Raw genomic sequence first — 18149 nt, forward strand, 5'->3', positions numbered from 1 at the left:
ATAACTGATGAAACGTATTGAGTGGAAGTTGCAAATATCCGTAAATCTAGCTAGATGCCTAAGTCACCCTCCTGGCTTAAGCATCTAGCTAGGTCGATGATTACTTGCAGTAAACATCTTTTTGATAGCAATCCTTGTTAGAAAAATGATATAACATTATCTCAAAATTATTTGCACAAACTGATATAACGTTATCTCATGACTGGAGTCGGAAATATAGTAATCAAGAAAGAGAAAAAATTATGCCTGCCAATTTGACCCTTTCGATTGAAACAAACGCTGGAGGAGTGGCAAAAAGTACTATTTCATACAATCTTGCGTATGAATTGGGTGTTCGTGGCTATTCAGTGGCACTATTAGACATCGATCCTAACGAATCATTGACATTATTTTGCGGATTGGGAGAATTTAAAACTCAGGGAACAATGGCTAATGTTTACCATCCAGACTTCAATGGGAACTGGCCTTTAGTTACAGCTTGGCAAGGTAAGATTGACAAAATTCAAGTTTGTAAAGGCGGAAAAGAATTACACGAAACAATTCGGGAAGTTTCAAAGGATCTGCGTGGAGCTTATACTCTTGCAGATCGGTTGAGTGATTACCCCTTATCTCACGATTTTGTAATTATCGATTGTCCTGCAACATTGGAGCCTTTACCACTGACTGCTCTTGCAGCTTCTAGCCACGTGTTAATTCCCATTCAACCTGAATACAAGGCTTCTCAAAGTGCTGCGGCGATGATTGAGTGGTACTATTTCAACTGCAAGCGGCTGAGATTGAAACCGACTCCGAAAATATTAGGTATAGTTCCTACTCGTTGGAAAAGTGATTGGGGAGCGCATAGAAGTATTGTTGAGGAACTTCCCCTAGTCTGTAAGAATTTGGGAATTCAGTATTTTAGCCCAATTCGAGAATCAGCTGATATTCTTAATGCTTCTGGTAGAGGGCTACCTCTGGGAATTTACAGACCAGGCAAAGAGGCAAGAGGAGATTTTCTGCCAATTGTTGATGCACTAGTTAACGAACTTAAGCTAATAAGAGGTTAATCGATGACAAAATTAAACAACCCGAGTGTACTTGGAATGTTTGCTTCTGCTGCTGATTCACAACAGATATTTGAGCTTGAAGAACGAGTAGAAGATTTACAGGCAGAGATTACAAGATTAAAAGATGAACAAGCACAGGGAAAGCTTGCTGAAGAAGAACGTACAGTTCTCAATCAAACTATTGAAGACCTACGAGAACATTTGAAAGCATCTGGAATTTTTAAGATTCACTATAGTGAAATAAAACCCAATCCGAAACAAGCAAGGCAAACATTTACTTCGGATAGTATTCGGAGTATGGCTGTTTCAATTAGACAGGAAGGGCAACAACAGCCGATTATTTTACTACCGGGAAATCTCATTTTTGATGGAGAACGGAGATGGAGATCAGTTGCAGAAGAGTTACAGCCAGAAATTGAAACACTTGATGCGGTGATGCTTCAGAAAGTTCTTTCTGAAGAGGAATTACATGCACGCACTTTATTAACTAGTCTTCACCGAGAAAGCTTGAATGAGCTAGATTTAGCCGAAGGTTTGATTCAACAGGCTAAGTTAGCTTTGGAATTTGAACAGGAAGAAGTAGTTAGAGCACTTAGGAGAGCAATAGCTAGATTAAACGCAAAAAAACTTTTGCCCCAATTAACTGAATTGGTTATTTTAACTAGAAAAGAGCAGTCAGAAGGCATTAAAGCATTTAATTTAGACGAAATAGAACAAAGTATTCTTCTGTTATTACTACGTTTTCAACAAAATCCAGCATCAGTAGATGCAAATGTCTTTCCTTGTTTACGGCTTTCAGAAGACTTAAAAACTGCGATTAGACAATCAGGACTTGGTGCAAACCATGCTCGGTCACTCCAAAAACTAAATTCTAAAAATTTAAAAGTTGAAGAAACTAAAGCTCTTAAAATCCGAGAAGATGCTACATCACAAGTTTTGCAAGAAAGGCTAACAGTCGCTCAAACTCGTTTTCTAGTTGCCCAAACTATTGCTGAACATGCTCCTGAAACAAAACCTAAACCAAGTCACCAAATCAGTTCTCTAATTCGAGATGTCTCAGCAACTAAGGTCGAAGATATCCAGCAAGAGCAACTGAGAGATTTATTGGCTGTATTAGAAGCTAAGGCAAAAGAGATTCGGAAAAAGTTGGACTAATACTATCTCGTCCGACTTAGTTCACTGAATCGGAGATGTCCATGAAATCTATCGAGTGCCCATCTAAACTACCCAAACGGCTTTCGCCTGAATCCCGCAGAGTCAAACCAGAATTATCAGCCGAACGGTTTCAGCATGTGAGATTGCTAGACTGCCAAGAGAGGATACTTTGTGAGTTTACGGGTGAGCCTGTAGTTGGAGAATATAATGGAGGGACTTCAATCATCCAAATTAAGGTTAAGTGCCCCAACTAAGAGCAAACTGCTATTAGACTGAGTACGGAAGAAGTGCTTTCTACAACAGCGATTCCTTCTGCTTGGACATAAATAGGTTTCAAAAAACCAAATAATCTTTAATTTGGTCTTGTCCACGTCCTAATATCCCCGATTGGGGTTAAACTTCTCCACAGGATGAAAGCAAACCTATTGCTCCCTCTTCAATCAGATCCAAAAATTCCAGGTTACTTCAGCGACGTTTTTTAGCTACCGCAACCACTAACCGGAGGTTGGCGGTAATCATTTTTTGTTTAGCTAGTTGACCAAGCTTTTGGATTTGGGTTAACTGTGCTTCTGTTTTATTTACCTCGATAGCTAGTGCAGCCCTAGTTTGGGAACGCTCTAGTCGTTGCACTTGAGAATCGTTTTGCTTATCAAGTTTTGCATTGACCTTACAAGTCTTGTGTAGACAATCTTTTACTCTGGCAATAGCCTCGGAAAGCGACCAATTTTTCGTAGGTAAATTCCAACTGTATCAAAGCTTGGCTAGACATCTTGTGGGGCGGGAAGCTAATTTATTGACACTCTCCGGGCTGAAGCCACGGAGATTCTTGGTTCAGCGAGTCCACTTAAATTAGACCCCTTGCGGTATCTAACCCAGAGGTGGTTCTCTCCCCAAGCGTTAACTTTCCGAGTGCCCCTCGGTAGTCGGATTAGTCCAAAAATTTGCTTGATTTAAATTCTGATTGTCTAGTCTCCATGAAGATTTTACCTATTCCTGGAAAGGAGCTAGAACTGTGGAATAGAACCCCATATCTTCAGTTGCCAAGGTGCAGATTGCCGTTAGGCAGTTGGGTTTTTATACAGGTTAATTACCGTTCCTGTTGAGTTCAATTGTACTATATATTGGCTCAGGCGTAAACGCCTTTTTTAGCCTTCATTCCTTGCCTGAAGTACGAAAAACGCAACTGTGTTGCTGTTTCTCAAGGGTTTTCGGTATTTCCCTTATAACAAAGATATTGACAGTAGAGTATAAATCAAACAGTCAACCATTTCAGAGGGTGTAGAGAACCCACGTTTTGAAACGTGGGATTTAAGCAAGGAGCGGAGGCAGAGACACTCCGCCTCTGCACTTTGTATTTCGCGCTATGCGTCTCGAAATAAATATTTTTTTAAGTGGCCTTTAGACCACAACTAAAGTTTTCTATTCCTTCTTCTCTATTTTTTTGTAAGTTAATTTCTACTACGTTCATAGAAAAGATTTTAAAAATTTTAATGGGGGCTATATGGGGGCTATATGTACCCCAAAGATAGGCTAGAACTTTTAGGAAAATTTGACACCTATGCAGGGGCTAAGTGGGGGCTAAGTGGGGTATATTTGGTCAATGACATTTTGTACCCCACTTAGCCCCCAAGGGGTTATGATAAGCTCTTGAGGTTAGAGAAGGAAGGGGCAGAGTTCTGGGGAAAGACTCATAGCAAGTTATTCTTCTCTCCCCTGCTTTCCTGCTTCCCTAGATAATCTGAACAGATAACTTTCACAAATCAAAACGTATTGACTTGGCCCTATGTCAAACATTCACATCTTGCAAAAAATTTTTCCTGCTGGCTTTGATAACGGTTATGGAAGCCTAAAACTTTTAGTCGATGGTTTTGAAGTAGTTCGTGTACCAAGCTATATTTCCACAGCCGACATGGAAGATGTACCCGGACGGGTAGTTTTTAACGGTACTGCTTACACTGTTGGGGAATCAGCTTTCCGTACAGGTTATCATTTTGACCGGAACACGGATAACAATGAAAATAAAGTCAACAATGCATTGCTGACATTATTCGGTGCATTGGCACATCTGCCACACCGTAAGGCTTGGCACTTAAAATTAGTCGTCAGCTTACATGATGTTGGTCTGGCTGAAGAACTACAAAAAGTACTAAGTGGGGAATATCAGCCGATACTTGCCGGCAAACAATCAGATGTGAAAGTAGAAGTGCTGAAAGTCGTTCTAGAGGGGATGGGTGCATTATTTGGGCATCCACTGCCAAAAAAATTAACCATTTTAGACTTTGGTAATGGAACAACCCTATATTCTCGTTACAACCGGGGTCAGCGAGAAGTTCACACTGCTTACCCTATAGGTGTAGAAGTTCTCATCGATGATATCTCCCAAAAGATGAAGCATTTGAATGGCGGAAAAATCGGAGATCCATCCAAAATCCGATTTTGTTTGGAAATGGGGCATACCCGATACAGCCGTGACATCGATATCAAAGATATATACAGTGCTTCTTTAAAAGATTGGTATGAAAAATACTTGAAGAAAGTGGTGAATCTAACACTTGATGCCAAGCACCAAGGGGATGAAATCTGGGCGATAGGTGGAGGCTGCCTGTTACCAGGATTTAAGAAGCTGCTGGAGAAAAACGGGTTCAAAATACTGGACAACCCGGTAGAAGCTAATGTTTTTGGGCTTCTAGAAATGGCAAAAACCATTACGAGCAAGAATTCACCAAACACATCTGGGAAGTAAAGTTATAACAATGACAGATAAACAAGACTTAGCTCCGGTAAAAATTCGGCTCAAAGAAAACTACCGAGAACGCATATTTGCAGAATCCCAACAACTAGGTAAAAGTTACCTGGAGACGCTTTATTTTATTATTGATTGCTATTTTGTTTTCATAAAGGCTGGATTAGCCACACAACAAGTAGCTTTCACGCCGCTTACTACTAACGAAAACAGACTCCAGCAGCCAATTCCCCAGCTATCTACAGACCAAAAACTAGAAGAGCCTGATAGCGAAACATTCAGTCTTGATTTTGAATTATAACCGTCAGATGAAGTTGGCAACGGTAATTCCCAACTCGTGGGGTAATTATGTCAAAAAACTTTTAAATTTAGCTTTTGTGTAAGTATTTCAGTATTTATGTACTATATAAGATGAGTTAATGTCAGCGATTCTACCAAACAGTAGATTTTTATTCTGGATTTCTATAAAAAAATAATGCCAGTACTAACAAGTAACCCTGTATGTACTAGCATTATTCAGTTAATTGGGTCTAGAACGGAGGTTCTTGATCTAGGTCTTCATCTGTCGAAGTAACGTTATCTTCGAGTAGTTCTTTGGCAAAATCGGGAGTTTCAGGCGAGTGAGGGGTTTTACTAACCTGGGTGAGTTCGTTGATGGGTTGTGCTGACATAAAGTTTCTGATTACGAATGTGGCAATCTTTTCTTTGTAATCACCCCTGTTATCAACTAGCAAATCGAGATATCCTTCTGCTGTGCCGTGTACGCCTTCCCCCTGTTCGTTAATAACGACGGCGGGTGCGCCCTTGGAACGGAATGGCATCTCGTCAGCAACTACTCCTTCCTTGGAACGGTAGTAGAATTCGGCGATCCCAAAGGCAATCAAGGAACCTTCTTTGTCGTGGGTAGTGTTCACTGACTTAAGATTGATAGTTGCAGTATTATGAATCATGTTCGTTTTATTTGTAGATTGATTAGATGGTTTATCGCCTACGATTTATAGTACATAGGCGATTTTTAATTTCCTAGAAATTTGCGTTAGCTACAGTCTGTGTTTCGTTTGGTGCAGAAGTGGATGTAGATTCTTCCTTACGGGGTGAACCTAACAATTCAATAGCGTTGATTGTAATTACGGGTTTTTGCCGCATAGTCCCAGAATTTTTATCTGCCCAACGATCAAATCCAAACTCGCCAGTAATTGCAATTTGGGTTCCTTTACGAACGTAATTTCCAATCACTTCTGCTTGATTTCCCCAAGCGACTAAATCAAACCAAAGGGCTTGTTCACTTCTGTAGGGTGGTCTTACTGCAATAGAGATTGAAGCCTTAACTGCACCGGACTCGAAGTATTTCAGTTCAGGTTCTTGTCCGCATCTGCCAACCAGCATGACTTTGTTGATATAGTTCATAACGCGAGGATTTATAGATTTCTCTTATTGCTGCGTCAGCATTAGTTCTTTCAGGATTTATTGTTTTGACGAGTTGTTTTATTTAAACCACATTCTTTTTTATTCATACTTATGAGTTATTTTTTGTCCTTGTTTATCGTAAAGTTGTGGTTTTTACTAGAGAACGACAAGTTACCCTGTGCTATGGTGGTATCGCAATTAATCCGGTCTGTATCTAAAAATTATAAGTAATGACTTATGCCTGAATGTCTTCTCCTGAAGCGAGTAAGTATTTGTAAGCTGATGCTTTTGGCTTTGATATGGATACAGTCCGATGAGGATAGCCAAAACCAGCTGACTTCTGACTACTCATCTTCTTTGCGGGTAGAAAATCTTACCTGGTTAGGAGAAACATCTGTTGGAGAAGATGTAGAGCATTTTTGCGATGTTTCCAATACCGCTAGGATAGGCGTTTGGAGAGAAATTCTAGAACTGAAATTAGTAGATTTAATTGCTGATTTACCGACTTGTTTGCACGATGCGTCATGGTTTGCCTTACTGGCAATTACCATGATGCTAGTGGATAAGGAACTAGACCGAGTATGCGTGCATCCACAAGATGAGTATTTTGCCCGGACTATCGCGCTTGAAAGTTTAGCAGATTTAGGTGATTCTTACTTAGCCAAAGGCCACCCTTATTTAGATTTTCCTCTATCGTTAGAAGATGCTAAGTCGTTACTACCAGTTAATGGAAAGCAAGAGCTAGAAATCGAGCTAGAGAAATTTATTGTTGATACTTATGAAGACGATTTTGATGATGAATCTCCAGATATTAATGAGTTTTCACCCATCTATTTACAAGAGATTTTAAAAGAGTTTTTTATTGAATCTGATTGGCAGGGTGATATCAATCAAGAGGCTGTCGTCCAACTCCAACAGAAGTACGGTTCGCAGTATTCAGAAGGTGCGTTTTCTCCTGAAACTGAGGGACACGAACGTTGGGGGAAAACGCTTGTTTTTCTCAAACAGGTTATAGGTCTGGATTCCAGTTTTATCGAAAGCCAGAGCGATTTATTCCTTGATGATGAATCTCAGGTGGCTGATTTACCTGATTACTTCTGTATCGAGTCTCATTTAGAACGTTGGCAAGACCGAACAGTTGTTTTATCACGGTTGGTTCATACTTTGGTTTATTTCATGCTGGTAGGACAAAATTATCATCCCAGTCATTTGGAAGATTTGATGGCTATTCCAGCTTCTTCACGGGCGATATCCAGCTTACAAGCTTGTTTAGGTGTAGCTGCTTACAGAAGTGGTTATTACATGGCTGCTTCAAATATTCCTGAATCAGAAGTTGGGTGCAACTGGCTTTTAGAAAAAGTTTTCCCTAGTCTGCGTGATTTTTATCAAACAGGTCGCTTGAGTGGGAAGCAATAATTAATATTTTATTATTAGTTTACAAATATAAATTTTTACTTATGAATAAATACTTATTTATAGGATTGTTACTCTTACTCGTTGGATGTTCATCTCCAGAAAAAGAAGATAAAGTCTCGGCTATAGAATCGAATTCTTCACCTACGCCATCATTATCCACAGCTAATGTTAGTAATGCTACGCCATCGCTAAATCCAGAAGCGTTGCCTGATTTATCGAATAAAGAGAAGCTTGGAGAAGTTAATGCAGAAAACGATTTAATTGACTTGTTTTATTTTGATGGTAATGGTGTGAAAGTGAGTTTAACTATAGCAGCTGATAAAGGTTGTTTTGTCTACGTGCGGCGCAGTACTCCAAACCAAGTTGGTGAGGTTGAAATTGAGTCACTACGGCGCGAGAAGTTGGGTCTGTGGCGTTCGTATAACACTCAGCGACTTCTAACTCAACCTGCTGGCAATAAACTAAAGGTTTATTCATCAAGTGAGGAACTTTCTTCTACTTATGAAAATCCTGCCATATCACAAGAAATGCTTGTGGCAGCGAAGGAATTGAAAGAGCGTGAAAAATCGTTTAAATTGCTTTTACGTCAGGACTTGAGAGCGAGTGATTCAGCAAGACGAATTTATGTCAATCAGTGTCAGAAATTAGGTAATTTTTATTATAAAGAAGAACTACCTCCTCTCACAGAAAAGGAGAGGAAGGACTTTGAAAAGAGTGTTGAAAAAAGGACTGAAAATTAATTATGAGAATAGTGATAATTGCTCCATCTTAGTATTACTTTCAGTTGAAGTTGCTGTAACAGGGTGTTTGTTCTTATTTGACGACTTTTTACCCCATCCTTCTTTCGCCGCGTGTTTGACTACACGGGAGCGGATATCAGCAGCTAGGGTTTCATAATCAGAGCGGATTTTTTCATAACGAACCGGGGTTGTACCAATTTTCTCCCACAGTTTATCGTATTTGAAATTCTCAAAAGGTCTGTGCCTGACGAGGGCATCATAACTTGCCCAGAGGTAAACATCTGTCCATTCAGATGATAGTGGCACTTCAAAAGCAATTGGCATCATAAGTGCAACAACTTCGCTACTAGAGGCGAGTTTACCTACTTCTCCCTTGTCTATATCTTCTAATGCTGCATCTAATCTATCAACTGCGATCGCTTTTCCTACCCAAGACGGAATTGACTGTTGCCAGCCGTTCTGCTGAGTTACAATTGGCCCGACGATGTATTGAACAATTTCATGACTTGCTCCTGCTAGATCAAGTAGACTGGCTGTTATAACTTTGTTAATCCCTTGGCTGGTTAGTAACTGAAGTATCTTTCTAGTGCTAGGAGTAAGAATTTCGCTAGCTTTTTGGCTTTTGCTGTTACGGATGGTTTCTTCGACATCGAATAAGCTTTGCTGCTGGTTCATATTCTTTATGTGTAAATAAATACTGCCAGCTAGAAATACTTATAACTGGCAGTGCTTTTTGATAATGGGTGTGTTTTGCTATGGCAGAAGTAGGTTATCCCAAACGCTTCTAGGAGTAACGTGATGCAGCAATTGCTTCCTTGCTTGAGTAAATTTAGCTAGCAATTGAGTGTTTTTTAATTTCTGCCACCAGTCGTGTTGCAGGTAGGTAAGCAGCCATAATTGTGTCTCGTGATTCCAGCTTGAGATGGAGTTACTCAAACTGAGTGCGTTGAGGATATCGTCAGGAGGTACTTCCAGTTGACTTGTGATTTCTTTTGAGATGGAAGCTAACATTGTGATGTTGGCGATCGCTTGACCAGGACTGCCTGAACTGATAGCTAGTATTTTTTCTGTTACCTCAATTTGTTGGTCTTTCAGAACAGAGATAACCTCCTCATTAGTTAACCTTTGGAAAGGTATGATTTGACACCTACTCTTGATAGTGGGTAATAGCTTTTGAGGATAGGACGAGATCAGGATAAATGTTCCAGTTTTCGGTTCTTCCAGCGTCTTGAGAAGTTTGTTGGCGGCGGTAGGGTTAAGCATATCTGCTTCGTGGATAATCACCACCTTTTGCTTGGCCTTGACTGCACTAGTTGATAGAAATTCAATGACCTCGCACACCTGTTCTACTCGAATAGCAGGTATACCTTTCTGCTGGGGGGTGTTTTCGGGATGGGTTGGTTTGATTTGTAAGATGTCTAGATGGTTATTTTCTCCTGCCTTCGCGGAGCGACTCCCTCTTGGGAGTATGGCATTTGCGATCGCCAAAGCGGTTTTTCCTTTCCCTACTCCCTCAACTTGACTGCTAAATAGGTATGCAGGAGCAATTTTATTCTGTTCGATTGCTTCAGTCAGGAGAAGTTTGGCGGTATGCTGTCCGGTGATTTCTGTAAATGGGTTGTTTCTCATATCGTACAAATTTCAGCAATTCGACTGGTTAGGTTGTCAACTCCGCTTTTGAGTTCAGCTTCGAGTTGTACAAGTAAAGTAAGGCTGGTTTTAAGCTTTTGAACGCCTACAAACTTGACTTCATCTTTGAGGTAATACAATCTTTTGGGGTTTTTCAGTTCGGCTATTTCTGCAATCTTCGTATCAGATAATTTAGTTTCTACCCCAGCTTTGGTTATTAACCAAGTGCGGAAAATAGAGGTAAGTGTTGCTACTATTTTGAGATGATGTTCATTATTATCTAGTAGTTTAGATACCTGCACTACTGCCAAATTTGGATGATTCCTTAACATAGCAATAGTAAGCTTTAGGTAGTCAGTATTATGATTGCCAACGAGCTGTTTTACTTCCTCAACAGAGATTATTTTTCCACTTGCATAAACAGCAAGTTTAGCGAATTCGCTATCGGCTCGTGCAGTATTATTGCCAATTGCTTCAGCTAGGTAATCAGTGACATCTGGAGTGAGTTTAACTTGATGGATAGCTGCATACTTTCCTATCAAGTTAACTATCCCCTTTTTATCCCAACTAGAGATCAGGGGAAACTCTTCTTGTTGGGCATATTTTAGGATAATTTTTACTACTGTCCTGCGCGAATCTGGCTTTTTGTTACCAGTAATTAGAAGAATATTGCTTGACGGTATTCGGGAAAGGTGATTTTCAAGTTCTTGGTTATTATCTTCATTTGATAAACTTCCAATTAGAGAGTCGCTGTCTGTATGAATAATTTTGTTACCTTCTCCAAAGGGCAAGGTCATAACCTCAGTAAAGATTTTGGCAGCAATATTTTTCTCATTTCCAGATAGCTTGACGTAATTGAAAGCTTTCCATTCCGCATGAACATTTTGATTCACTAAATAATCAATTCTTTGATTGAGTGAGTAGCTATCTTCGCCGTAGTATAGATATACAGTCATGATAGATTAGATAAACATTTGTTTATCAGGCGTTAGTCGGAAGCGGTGGTTTAAAAAAATAAGAGTTAGTATTAACTCTTTCCATATCCTTAGTATTTGTTATATAGCCGCTAGCAAAATATAGCAATCAGCAAATACTTACACTTAATTTTGTACTGACTTTACTGACTTCTGATTTGAGACTTTATCAGCAGGGTTTTCTACTGGTTGAGTACCCAAATATTTCCGCCAAGAATCTAATTGTTGGAGATATTCTATTACTCCACTAGAACCAGTTACCTCATATAGCGCAATAGCTGTTTCCCATTCCTTTAAGCTAGCTTTTTTATGGGAAAGAATTTTGACTATAGCTCCTGGAAGTTTAGTCTCTTTACCAGTATCTAGATTTAGGTGTGATACGCTTTCTAGTAATAGTTCTTGTTCGGATAAGGGAACACCACCATCTTCGATGTTTATAGTATGAAGTTGGGCACTAATTCCTGATAGAGGAAGAGTGTGCTGAATTAATTTTTTAACTTTATTGGTTTTAGTATTCCTCCTTTTTGGTTTAACGATAACTGGGTTGTTTGGGTCTGCAACTTCGTAACACTGAGGAAGTTCTAGAGAAAGTTGACCTGTTAAGTGCCATGATGCAGTTCGTTTTTCTGGCGGGGTGATCCGGTACGAGAACTCGGCTGTTTTTCTTGCATCGCCAAATTTCCTTAGTTTGACCCGCATCTTGTAGCTGATAATTCCTTGAATGTAGGTTTTTGGGTCTAATATTATTCGGTTTGTATTTTCCCACCACTCAATTTCAACAATGCGATCGCCATCTAATTCATAGATATTTCTAACTCTGGCATTAGGGTGAGATGCAAGGAATGAGTTCACCCAAGCCCTTTGTTTTTTATTAAGCCTGGGCTTGCGATATGAGGATTTATTTTTCATTAGTTACTTTTCCAGTTTAAGAAAAATATCTCCATTAATACATCAATAAATTAACGAACTTAATCATTTAAATAATGACTGATACTGTGTTTACTAATCTAAGTATGGACAATATATTTTTTATTTGTGAGAATGCCTAAAAATACTTTAATAAAAGCTGATTTGCTTGTAAATATTTGTTATTTTTACAAAATGCTGAGAATTCATGAATTGAAAAAAGACTTGATATTTATTATTTTTAGTTGTTAGGTTAAATATCAAGTTTATTGATCTAGAAAAGAGATAACTGACGTTCATTCCCTTCTAGTATTTCAGGAGCGGCTATTTTGAGGATTTCTTCTCGCCTTTTTTCGATAATGTCAAGATAGTATTGACGTGAATAGCTCTCATTTGTGCTGGTATTAGTAATACCTCTGATTCCGTAATAGTAAATTACTACATCACCAGGTTTTCCTAATTTAAGAAGTTCTTTTTCACCAATACGAATTTTGCGAGTAATGCAGAGTTTTTCTCTCGGGTATTTTCCTGATAAAATCTGCGATTTTACTTCTCTGAAATATTCCTCTGCTGTAGATTGGTTTTGGATTAAGTAGGTTAGATATTCAACAGGGAATTCTTTCTCTAGTTTTGAGCGAGAACGGCTTCTCCAACTACCTTTGCGGATAATCCAGTTATCTTTTAGCCATAACAGATAGTTCTTAGTTCCCCTTTGCGGAATAAACATTGCATTGGCAATAAACTCTAATTTGACGGTTATCTCTTTGGGTAATTGAGACTGAAGTGTGGCATATACTTTTTCTGGGTTGGGGTGAGTAAAGAACACCCCGTCAGTATCAACTTCTACAGGGGTTGCACCAGCATTATTGATTACCTCAATCATGAATTGTAGGATGCGCCGACCGTAAGCTGTTACTAAGGCGGCTGCTTCCATATCGTTGAAGGTGAGTTCCGATGTTCCGAAGAACCCAAACTGAGAATTAGCTAAAACTTTGGTGGATTCTCTTTTTTCCTTGGCAACACTGTCTCCAGTGCTGGCAACTTGTTCCAACCTTGATTTTTCATTTACCAAATATTGCAAGATGCTCAAGCCGATTCGTTTTGTATCCTTACGAGAGACAATCCCTTTCGACAATATGGTTGTGGGGTACATAGAACTGATATCAATGTATCCAACCTTTTTATATAGTCCTGGAATAGAGTAGGCTATCCCCCCTTGGAATTTATACTTACGGTCGGGCTTGGGTTTGTATCCTGGGTAGTGATGCGAGAATATTTGCTTCCACTTAGTGCCGTTACCAGCGAGGGCTAATTGCTGGAGGTTCATTCCCGGTACAACCAGTGCTTCATAGTGGTATGAGGGTACAAGTCTGTTAGCTATGAGTTGCGTATCTTCCAAGTCGTAAATAAGGTAATCCTTGATTTTCTGCCATCCCCTACTACCAGAACCGGCTTTCCAGCAGGCGAGAATTTCTTCATAGGGGAGAACCAGTCGCGCTTGCTTACGCAATCCCATTTCTAGTACCACCTGTTTAAGCGATCGCCCGTTAGTTAGTTCCTTGGCGACAAAATCCCACCTGAGAACGCAGATAAAGATATCTACGTGCAGGCAGTTGCGGATGAATACCTCTCGAATTTCCAGTGGTTCGCCGCGTACTTGGGCAGTTCGGATAGTGCGCTTCTTAGATGCAATTCCAAATGGATGAGAAATGCCATGTAACTCGCAGCGGGTGATGAGAAACGGTAGGTCAAATTCTGTTCCATTGTAGGTGTAAATTACTTCTGGTTTGCTTGCTTCTAGGTGTTTGAAAAACTCCAGGAGGATTTTGCTTTCGGCTTGATCCATAAAGATGGCAATCTCTCCTATCTCCCTCATACAGCCAATTGCATAGATACGATTTTCTCTTGGGTTTATCCCTGCCGTCTCAATATCGACTACCAGAGTTTTGAGCGTTCTGTAGGTCGGAATACTTACTGTGGGATGCCACTCAGGTATTGGGGTAGTATCTGACCAGAATATGTCGAGTTTTTCCTCATCAACGATAATCTTATTACCAGATTTGGTAATAAAATCTCGGTGGTTGTAATTCATAATATCCAAAATTAATTACTCTTTTTTGGCATGAATCCTTGTGGTTTAGTTGGTGGTTTTTTTGACGATAAAAATACCTCAAAAATTATGTCTAGATTATTAGGAAGTGCGAATATTGAAAGCGGCTGCGTATGTGGTTCTTTTTCTTCTAATAGTGCGGTCATAATTTTGTACCAGGGTACTGCTGCTAATATTGATGTTGTTGCTGTAAGCAGCCATACTGGAAATTCGCGTACTTTTAATTGGTTGTAAGTGTTTTTAAGCTTTGAATTGTATTCCAGCCATGCAAATGCTACTAATTCTTTGAGAAGGTCTTGCCTACCATTGCTGTATATATATTTGCACGCTTCATCTACACATCGTTCATGAGTTTGTTTGTAAGCAATTGTTATTTCTAGCATTTGGATTTTTTCTGCTTCTGGTACTTTCCATTCGTTAATTGAGTCATTGCTGTATAAATTTTTGGCACAGCTAGAGGCAACCGCTAAAATACAGTCAAGGTTTTTTCTAAGTCTGTCAATCTCTAGCAGGCAGTCGTTAAAATGTGCTATTCCATTACTGCATTGAACTGAACTTCCCTTGATCTGTTCTGATAGCTGTCTGGTGGCGAATAGTCCATCGATAGTAAGTGTGCCATTAATGGCTATATCTAAAATTTCGAGAAAACGTTTTTTAAATAATGCGAGGGTTTGTTTACGATCTAAGGTTTTAGGATGGGAATAGATAACCCCGCTAATTTCTGATTTATCGGGACATTCATTTCCTACGCCTGGAAAATGCCTCCAGTAAGGTGGCATTTTTTCACCTTTGGCAAGGCATAATTCGCCAAAACATTTGGAGCATCGCGGTAATTCGTCAATATACGTATCAAAATCTGCGATCGCTGCTGGTAATTCAAGTCCTGTACGAAGGCTAATTGCTGCAACTGGCATAATTTTAATCAGATACTTCCACAATGCCAGTTGTTAAATTTTGTTGTGGTATTGCTTGATATCTTAATTTTTTGCTTCCCAGTCAGGACAGTCTTTATTAATATTGAGGCTTACTGCACAAGGTAGATATTGCTGTAGATGCACGTCTATTATATTTAATGTAATTTTTGAATAAGCCTGAAAAAATCTTTCCCCAAAGTTTTTATTGGGGAAAGTAAGTGTTTTTACAAAGTGACGAACATTTGAATTAGGCAGTTTGTAATTGAGACTTCATCTGAAGCTCTTGTACCAGTTGTACCCATGCAGGTGCTTTTTTACCTTTAATGGGAGTAAGATTGTTCCAGTGCCTTTCGAGTTCAGATTGAGATAAATGTGGGAGTTGTTCCTTACCCCAATTTATAGCATCTTGGATTGTTTTCCAATTAGTCCAAGGTTGTTTTTCTTCTTTGATATTGCTTAACTCAATGAGTGTCGCTTCCAACCAAAGTTTAGCTGCCTCCGAGTCACGCATTAACTGTTGTCTTGACATTAACAGGGCAATACTTGCCTGAATCTGGGTTAGTTCCCACATCTGAGAAATAGTAACGAGTTCCTGCCAAATGTCTTCCTCCAGTTGAGTAATTTGTCTATTATCAGGGGCAGTTTTAGCCACTAGCAGGTCTTTGAGAAACCCAGTTAAACTTGAGTATATGACGAATGGGTTTTTGCCATACTCGATTAAGTCTTGGAGGATTTGTAAGTTAGCTGTTACGTCTCCTTTAGCAAGATTTTCGGTTAGGGTAAGTAGGTCATGTTCGGGAACAACACCTGATAATTCCCAAACCCAGTTTGGCGTGATTTCATCTACTCCCAGGTTGCTCAATTGATCGAGCAATACAAGACAGTTGCGAATAAAACCCCCACAAGATTTGACGATCGCCCAAATACCAGGTGCGTTAATGTTGATGTTTTCGTTCTGGGCAACTTTTGATAAATACTGAACAAGTGTTTCTAGTCCTACTCTCCTAAAATCAAACTTTTGACAGCGCGAGATGATAGTTTCAGGAACCTTGTGTATTTCAGTTGTGCAGAAGATGAAAACTACATGACGGGGTGGATTTTCAATAGTCTTGAGGAGTGCTTGCCACGATTGACTGCTTAGGGCATGACATTCATCAATAATGAAAATTTTGTACCTTCCCTCAACTGGTGCAAACTGGGTAGTGGAAATTAACTCGCGGATTGTTTCTACCCCGCTATTGCTGGCAGCATCTAACTCAGTTACATCCAGTGAAGAAGAGGCTGTAATTCCCTTGCATGAATTGCATTCTCCGCAGGGCTTGGTTGTCGGCTCATCGGTTGACTGGCAGTTGAGGGATTTAGCCATGATGCGGGCGGTGCTAGTCTTGCCTGTACCTTTGGGGCCGTTGAATAGATAGGCGGGTGCAATCTTGTGGAGTGCGATCGCCGTCCCTTGCGCGTCTCCTTTAGGAGAAGGCGGGCGTTGCGCGATCGCAGAGTGACTCCCTCCTGGGAGTATCGCATTTATGAGAGTGCGGACGATATGTTCTTGCCCGATTACTTCACTAAGGGTCTGGGGGCGGTACTTGAGATGTAGTGGTTGGTACATGATTTTGATGATAAACGGGTGTTTTATTTACTCCCTACCAGTGTGGTTGGTAGGAAGTTTGATTTTTTAGGCAGTCGCCGCTTCTTTTTTCGTTCGTGGCGATCGTGAGGTTAACTTACCTTTGGTAGTATCTTTGGCTACCACAGATTGCGTTTCTATTTGAGGAGTTTCACTATCGTCTGTTGCCTGTGGCACATTTGTTACTTCTTCAGTGCCAGACTCACTTTGAGTGCTAACCTCTGTTACTTCTTCAGTGCCAGACTCACTTTGAGCGCTAACTTTTGCCTTTGTACTTTGGCTATTTACCTTTTCAAACCCCTGCTTGATTTCTACAGGCATTACCAGATACAACTGATTGAGCAGTCCTCCCATTGGGCAGACAATGACTGGTTGCGTGGGTTTGTTGCACCGCACCACGATTTCATCAGTACTGATATGCTTTAATCCTTCGATAAGGTAGTCGATGTTTAATCCAATACTGATGTTTTCTGAATTGCTAGTTACTGACTTCATCAGTACCGAGTCAACTGCATCCCCAATATCAGTAGCTTCAGTGTATAGTGTTGCCTGTGTAGCTTCCAATTCCCAGAGGATTTTGACAACCTTTTGCTTGCGTTCGGCTAGATAACTTACCCGCTTCAGCGCGCTCTCAAATCCCTTGCGCTCTAATGTAAATTCATACTCAAACGACCGGGGAATCAAGCTATTGATTTTGGGATATTCTCCCTCCAGAAGTCGGGAAATGAGCTTTGTATTGGGAAGGCTAAACTCGATAGTTCTATCTGATAGAAGAATATTGCAGACGCTCGTATCGGCGCTTTGAGAGAGAATTTTGTTTAACTCGCCAAGTGACTTACCTGGAACAGTGAAGTTGATTGGGTCAGAATATTCGCTATCGAGTGTTCCTGTTACTAGCGCTAATTTGTGACTATTTGTACTAGCAGCTTGCCATTTGTTAGTATCAATTTTAAAGTTGACACCAGTTAAAACTAACTTGGTTTCGTCGCTGCTGGCGCAATAGAGTGTCCCTTCAAGTGCGGCTTGGAGTTTCTTTGCACTTAAGTTTATCTCTATTGGATTTTCTGCCTTTGGAAGTGTTGGGAACTCGTCAGGTTTTCCGCCAATCAGTCGGCACTTACCGCTATTGTGAGTAATTATGCAGGCTTGGTTTTCTACTTTTAGGGTAATTTCTCCTTTGACATTATTAACAGTGTCAGTTAATAGTTTGGCGGGGAGTGCTACCTGACCTGAAGTTTCGACGTTAGCGGTGGTTGTAGTATGAATTGTGAGGTTAAGGTTTGTACCTGTTGCTGATACGATCCCGTCTTCGTCTGCAATCAGTAAGATATTTCCTAAAATTGGGTCAGTGGGTTTAGGACTGATTGCGAGGTAAGCGGTTTCTAGAATTTCTGCGAGTTTAGATTGTTCAATGGTTAGTTTCATTTGTTACTTGGTTTTTAGTGGATGATTTCTTAACGGGCGCTATTTCTAGCACCCTTT

At 40.1% G+C, this 18149-nt stretch carries 18 protein-coding genes; 7 read left to right on the forward strand and 11 right to left on the reverse strand.

Going from position 1 to position 18149, the window contains the following annotated elements:
- The first annotated feature begins 242 nt into the window (after positions 1-242).
- From RMY00_RS26790 to RMY00_RS26800, 3 genes are read left to right on the forward strand one after another with little or no spacing between them, the layout of a single operon-like run.
- Positions 243-1046 carry a ParA family protein gene (locus tag RMY00_RS26790; RefSeq protein WP_109013390.1) on the forward strand — a complete coding sequence of 268 codons (804 nt, stop codon included), beginning with the start codon at positions 243-245 and terminating at the stop codon, positions 1044-1046.
- A gap of 3 nt (positions 1047-1049) precedes the next feature.
- Positions 1050-2201 carry a ParB/RepB/Spo0J family partition protein gene (locus RMY00_RS26795; protein ID WP_322650449.1) on the forward strand — a complete coding sequence of 384 codons (1152 nt, stop codon included), beginning with the start codon at positions 1050-1052 and terminating at the stop codon, positions 2199-2201.
- Between the two features lie 41 nt (positions 2202-2242).
- A complete protein-coding gene (locus RMY00_RS26800; protein WP_322650450.1) occupies positions 2243-2455 on the forward strand; it encodes a hypothetical protein in 213 nt (70 codons plus the stop codon).
- A 211-nt stretch (positions 2456-2666) separates the two neighbouring features.
- Here the strand turns inward: RMY00_RS26800 and RMY00_RS26805 are convergent, their stop codons facing one another.
- On the reverse strand, positions 2667-2831 hold the full coding sequence (locus RMY00_RS26805) for a hypothetical protein (RefSeq protein WP_322650451.1): 165 nt from the start codon (positions 2829-2831) through the stop codon (positions 2667-2669).
- A gap of 1153 nt (positions 2832-3984) precedes the next feature.
- Here RMY00_RS26805 and RMY00_RS26810 point away from each other — a divergent pair.
- Positions 3985-4944 carry a ParM/StbA family protein gene (locus RMY00_RS26810; RefSeq protein WP_322650452.1) on the forward strand — a complete coding sequence of 320 codons (960 nt, stop codon included), beginning with the start codon at positions 3985-3987 and terminating at the stop codon, positions 4942-4944.
- A 10-nt stretch (positions 4945-4954) separates the two neighbouring features.
- Positions 4955-5245, forward strand: a complete 291-nt coding sequence (locus RMY00_RS26815; RefSeq protein ID WP_322650453.1) for a hypothetical protein — start codon at positions 4955-4957, stop codon at positions 5243-5245.
- Between the two features lie 229 nt (positions 5246-5474).
- Here RMY00_RS26815 and RMY00_RS26820 read toward each other — a convergent pair whose 3' ends face one another.
- Entirely contained in the window at positions 5475-5894 is a 420-nt protein-coding gene (locus RMY00_RS26820; RefSeq protein WP_029631539.1) for a hypothetical protein, read from the reverse strand.
- A 73-nt stretch (positions 5895-5967) separates the two neighbouring features.
- Positions 5968-6351, reverse strand: coding sequence for a single-stranded DNA-binding protein (gene ssb / locus RMY00_RS26825; RefSeq protein WP_029631537.1), 384 nt, complete (start codon positions 6349-6351; stop codon positions 5968-5970).
- A 237-nt stretch (positions 6352-6588) separates the two neighbouring features.
- Here ssb and RMY00_RS26830 point away from each other — a divergent pair, with 237 nt between their 5' ends.
- Positions 6589-7767, forward strand: coding sequence for a hypothetical protein (locus RMY00_RS26830; RefSeq protein WP_322650454.1), 1179 nt, complete (start codon positions 6589-6591; stop codon positions 7765-7767).
- A 41-nt stretch (positions 7768-7808) separates the two neighbouring features.
- Positions 7809-8507, forward strand: coding sequence for a hypothetical protein (locus RMY00_RS26835; protein WP_322650455.1), 699 nt, complete (start codon positions 7809-7811; stop codon positions 8505-8507).
- On the opposite strand, the gene RMY00_RS26840 is transcribed toward RMY00_RS26835, so the two are convergent.
- From RMY00_RS26840 to dnaN, 8 genes are all read right to left on the reverse strand, one after another.
- Complete coding sequence (locus RMY00_RS26840; RefSeq protein WP_322650456.1) at positions 8508-9182, reverse strand: hypothetical protein; 675 nt, start codon at positions 9180-9182, stop codon at positions 8508-8510. It abuts the gene before it with no gap.
- A gap of 78 nt (positions 9183-9260) precedes the next feature.
- On the reverse strand, positions 9261-10136 hold the full coding sequence (locus tag RMY00_RS26845) for an AAA family ATPase (protein ID WP_322650457.1): 876 nt from the start codon (positions 10134-10136) through the stop codon (positions 9261-9263).
- Positions 10133-11092, reverse strand: a complete 960-nt coding sequence (gene holA, locus RMY00_RS26850) for a DNA polymerase III subunit delta (protein WP_322650458.1) — start codon at positions 11090-11092, stop codon at positions 10133-10135. The genes RMY00_RS26845 and holA overlap by 4 nt, the downstream gene beginning before the upstream one ends.
- A gap of 144 nt (positions 11093-11236) precedes the next feature.
- On the reverse strand, positions 11237-12019 hold the full coding sequence (locus RMY00_RS26855) for a hypothetical protein (protein ID WP_322650459.1): 783 nt from the start codon (positions 12017-12019) through the stop codon (positions 11237-11239).
- A 271-nt stretch (positions 12020-12290) separates the two neighbouring features.
- On the reverse strand, positions 12291-14108 hold the full coding sequence (locus tag RMY00_RS26860; RefSeq protein ID WP_322650482.1) for a 3'-5' exonuclease: 1818 nt from the start codon (positions 14106-14108) through the stop codon (positions 12291-12293).
- Positions 14109-14119: 11 nt separating this feature from the next.
- Positions 14120-15040 (reverse strand): hypothetical protein, encoded by a 921-nt coding sequence (locus tag RMY00_RS26865; protein WP_322650460.1) that lies wholly within the window; start codon positions 15038-15040, stop codon positions 14120-14122.
- A 247-nt stretch (positions 15041-15287) separates the two neighbouring features.
- Positions 15288-16649, reverse strand: coding sequence for a DNA polymerase III subunit gamma/tau (gene dnaX, locus RMY00_RS26870; RefSeq protein WP_322650461.1), 1362 nt, complete (start codon positions 16647-16649; stop codon positions 15288-15290).
- A gap of 66 nt (positions 16650-16715) precedes the next feature.
- Entirely contained in the window at positions 16716-18092 is a 1377-nt protein-coding gene (gene dnaN, locus RMY00_RS26875) for a DNA polymerase III subunit beta (protein WP_322650462.1), read from the reverse strand.
- Positions 18093-18149: the final 57 nt, after the last annotated feature.

Origin of the sequence: Nostoc sp. ChiVER01, from assembly GCF_034531155.1 — a bacterium.
Classification (GTDB): domain Bacteria; phylum Cyanobacteriota; class Cyanobacteriia; order Cyanobacteriales; family Nostocaceae; genus Nostoc.

What these genes read in the sequence shown, in the direction of transcription:
- RMY00_RS26790 (WP_109013390.1), top strand. Translation starts at nt 243, where the DNA reads ATGCCTGCCAATTTGACCCTTTCGATTGAAACAAACGCTGGAGGAGTG.
- RMY00_RS26795 (WP_322650449.1), top strand. Translation starts at nt 1,050, where the DNA reads ATGACAAAATTAAACAACCCGAGTGTACTTGGAATGTTTGCTTCTGCT.
- RMY00_RS26800 (WP_322650450.1), top strand. Translation starts at nt 2,243, where the DNA reads ATGAAATCTATCGAGTGCCCATCTAAACTACCCAAACGGCTTTCGCCT.
- RMY00_RS26810 (WP_322650452.1), top strand. Translation starts at nt 3,985, where the DNA reads ATGTCAAACATTCACATCTTGCAAAAAATTTTTCCTGCTGGCTTTGAT.
- RMY00_RS26815 (WP_322650453.1), top strand. Translation starts at nt 4,955, where the DNA reads ATGACAGATAAACAAGACTTAGCTCCGGTAAAAATTCGGCTCAAAGAA.
- RMY00_RS26820 (WP_029631539.1), bottom strand. Translation starts at nt 5,894, where the DNA reads ATGATTCATAATACTGCAACTATCAATCTTAAGTCAGTGAACACTACC.
- ssb (WP_029631537.1), bottom strand. Translation starts at nt 6,351, where the DNA reads ATGAACTATATCAACAAAGTCATGCTGGTTGGCAGATGCGGACAAGAA.
- RMY00_RS26830 (WP_322650454.1), top strand. Translation starts at nt 6,589, where the DNA reads ATGCCTGAATGTCTTCTCCTGAAGCGAGTAAGTATTTGTAAGCTGATG.
- RMY00_RS26835 (WP_322650455.1), top strand. Translation starts at nt 7,809, where the DNA reads ATGAATAAATACTTATTTATAGGATTGTTACTCTTACTCGTTGGATGT.
- RMY00_RS26840 (WP_322650456.1), bottom strand. Translation starts at nt 9,182, where the DNA reads ATGAACCAGCAGCAAAGCTTATTCGATGTCGAAGAAACCATCCGTAAC.
- RMY00_RS26845 (WP_322650457.1), bottom strand. Translation starts at nt 10,136, where the DNA reads ATGAGAAACAACCCATTTACAGAAATCACCGGACAGCATACCGCCAAA.
- holA (WP_322650458.1), bottom strand. Translation starts at nt 11,092, where the DNA reads ATGACTGTATATCTATACTACGGCGAAGATAGCTACTCACTCAATCAA.
- RMY00_RS26855 (WP_322650459.1), bottom strand. Translation starts at nt 12,019, where the DNA reads ATGAAAAATAAATCCTCATATCGCAAGCCCAGGCTTAATAAAAAACAA.
- RMY00_RS26860 (WP_322650482.1), bottom strand. Translation starts at nt 14,108, where the DNA reads ATGAATTACAACCACCGAGATTTTATTACCAAATCTGGTAATAAGATT.
- RMY00_RS26865 (WP_322650460.1), bottom strand. Translation starts at nt 15,040, where the DNA reads ATGCCAGTTGCAGCAATTAGCCTTCGTACAGGACTTGAATTACCAGCA.
- dnaX (WP_322650461.1), bottom strand. Translation starts at nt 16,649, where the DNA reads ATGTACCAACCACTACATCTCAAGTACCGCCCCCAGACCCTTAGTGAA.
- dnaN (WP_322650462.1), bottom strand. Translation starts at nt 18,092, where the DNA reads ATGAAACTAACCATTGAACAATCTAAACTCGCAGAAATTCTAGAAACC.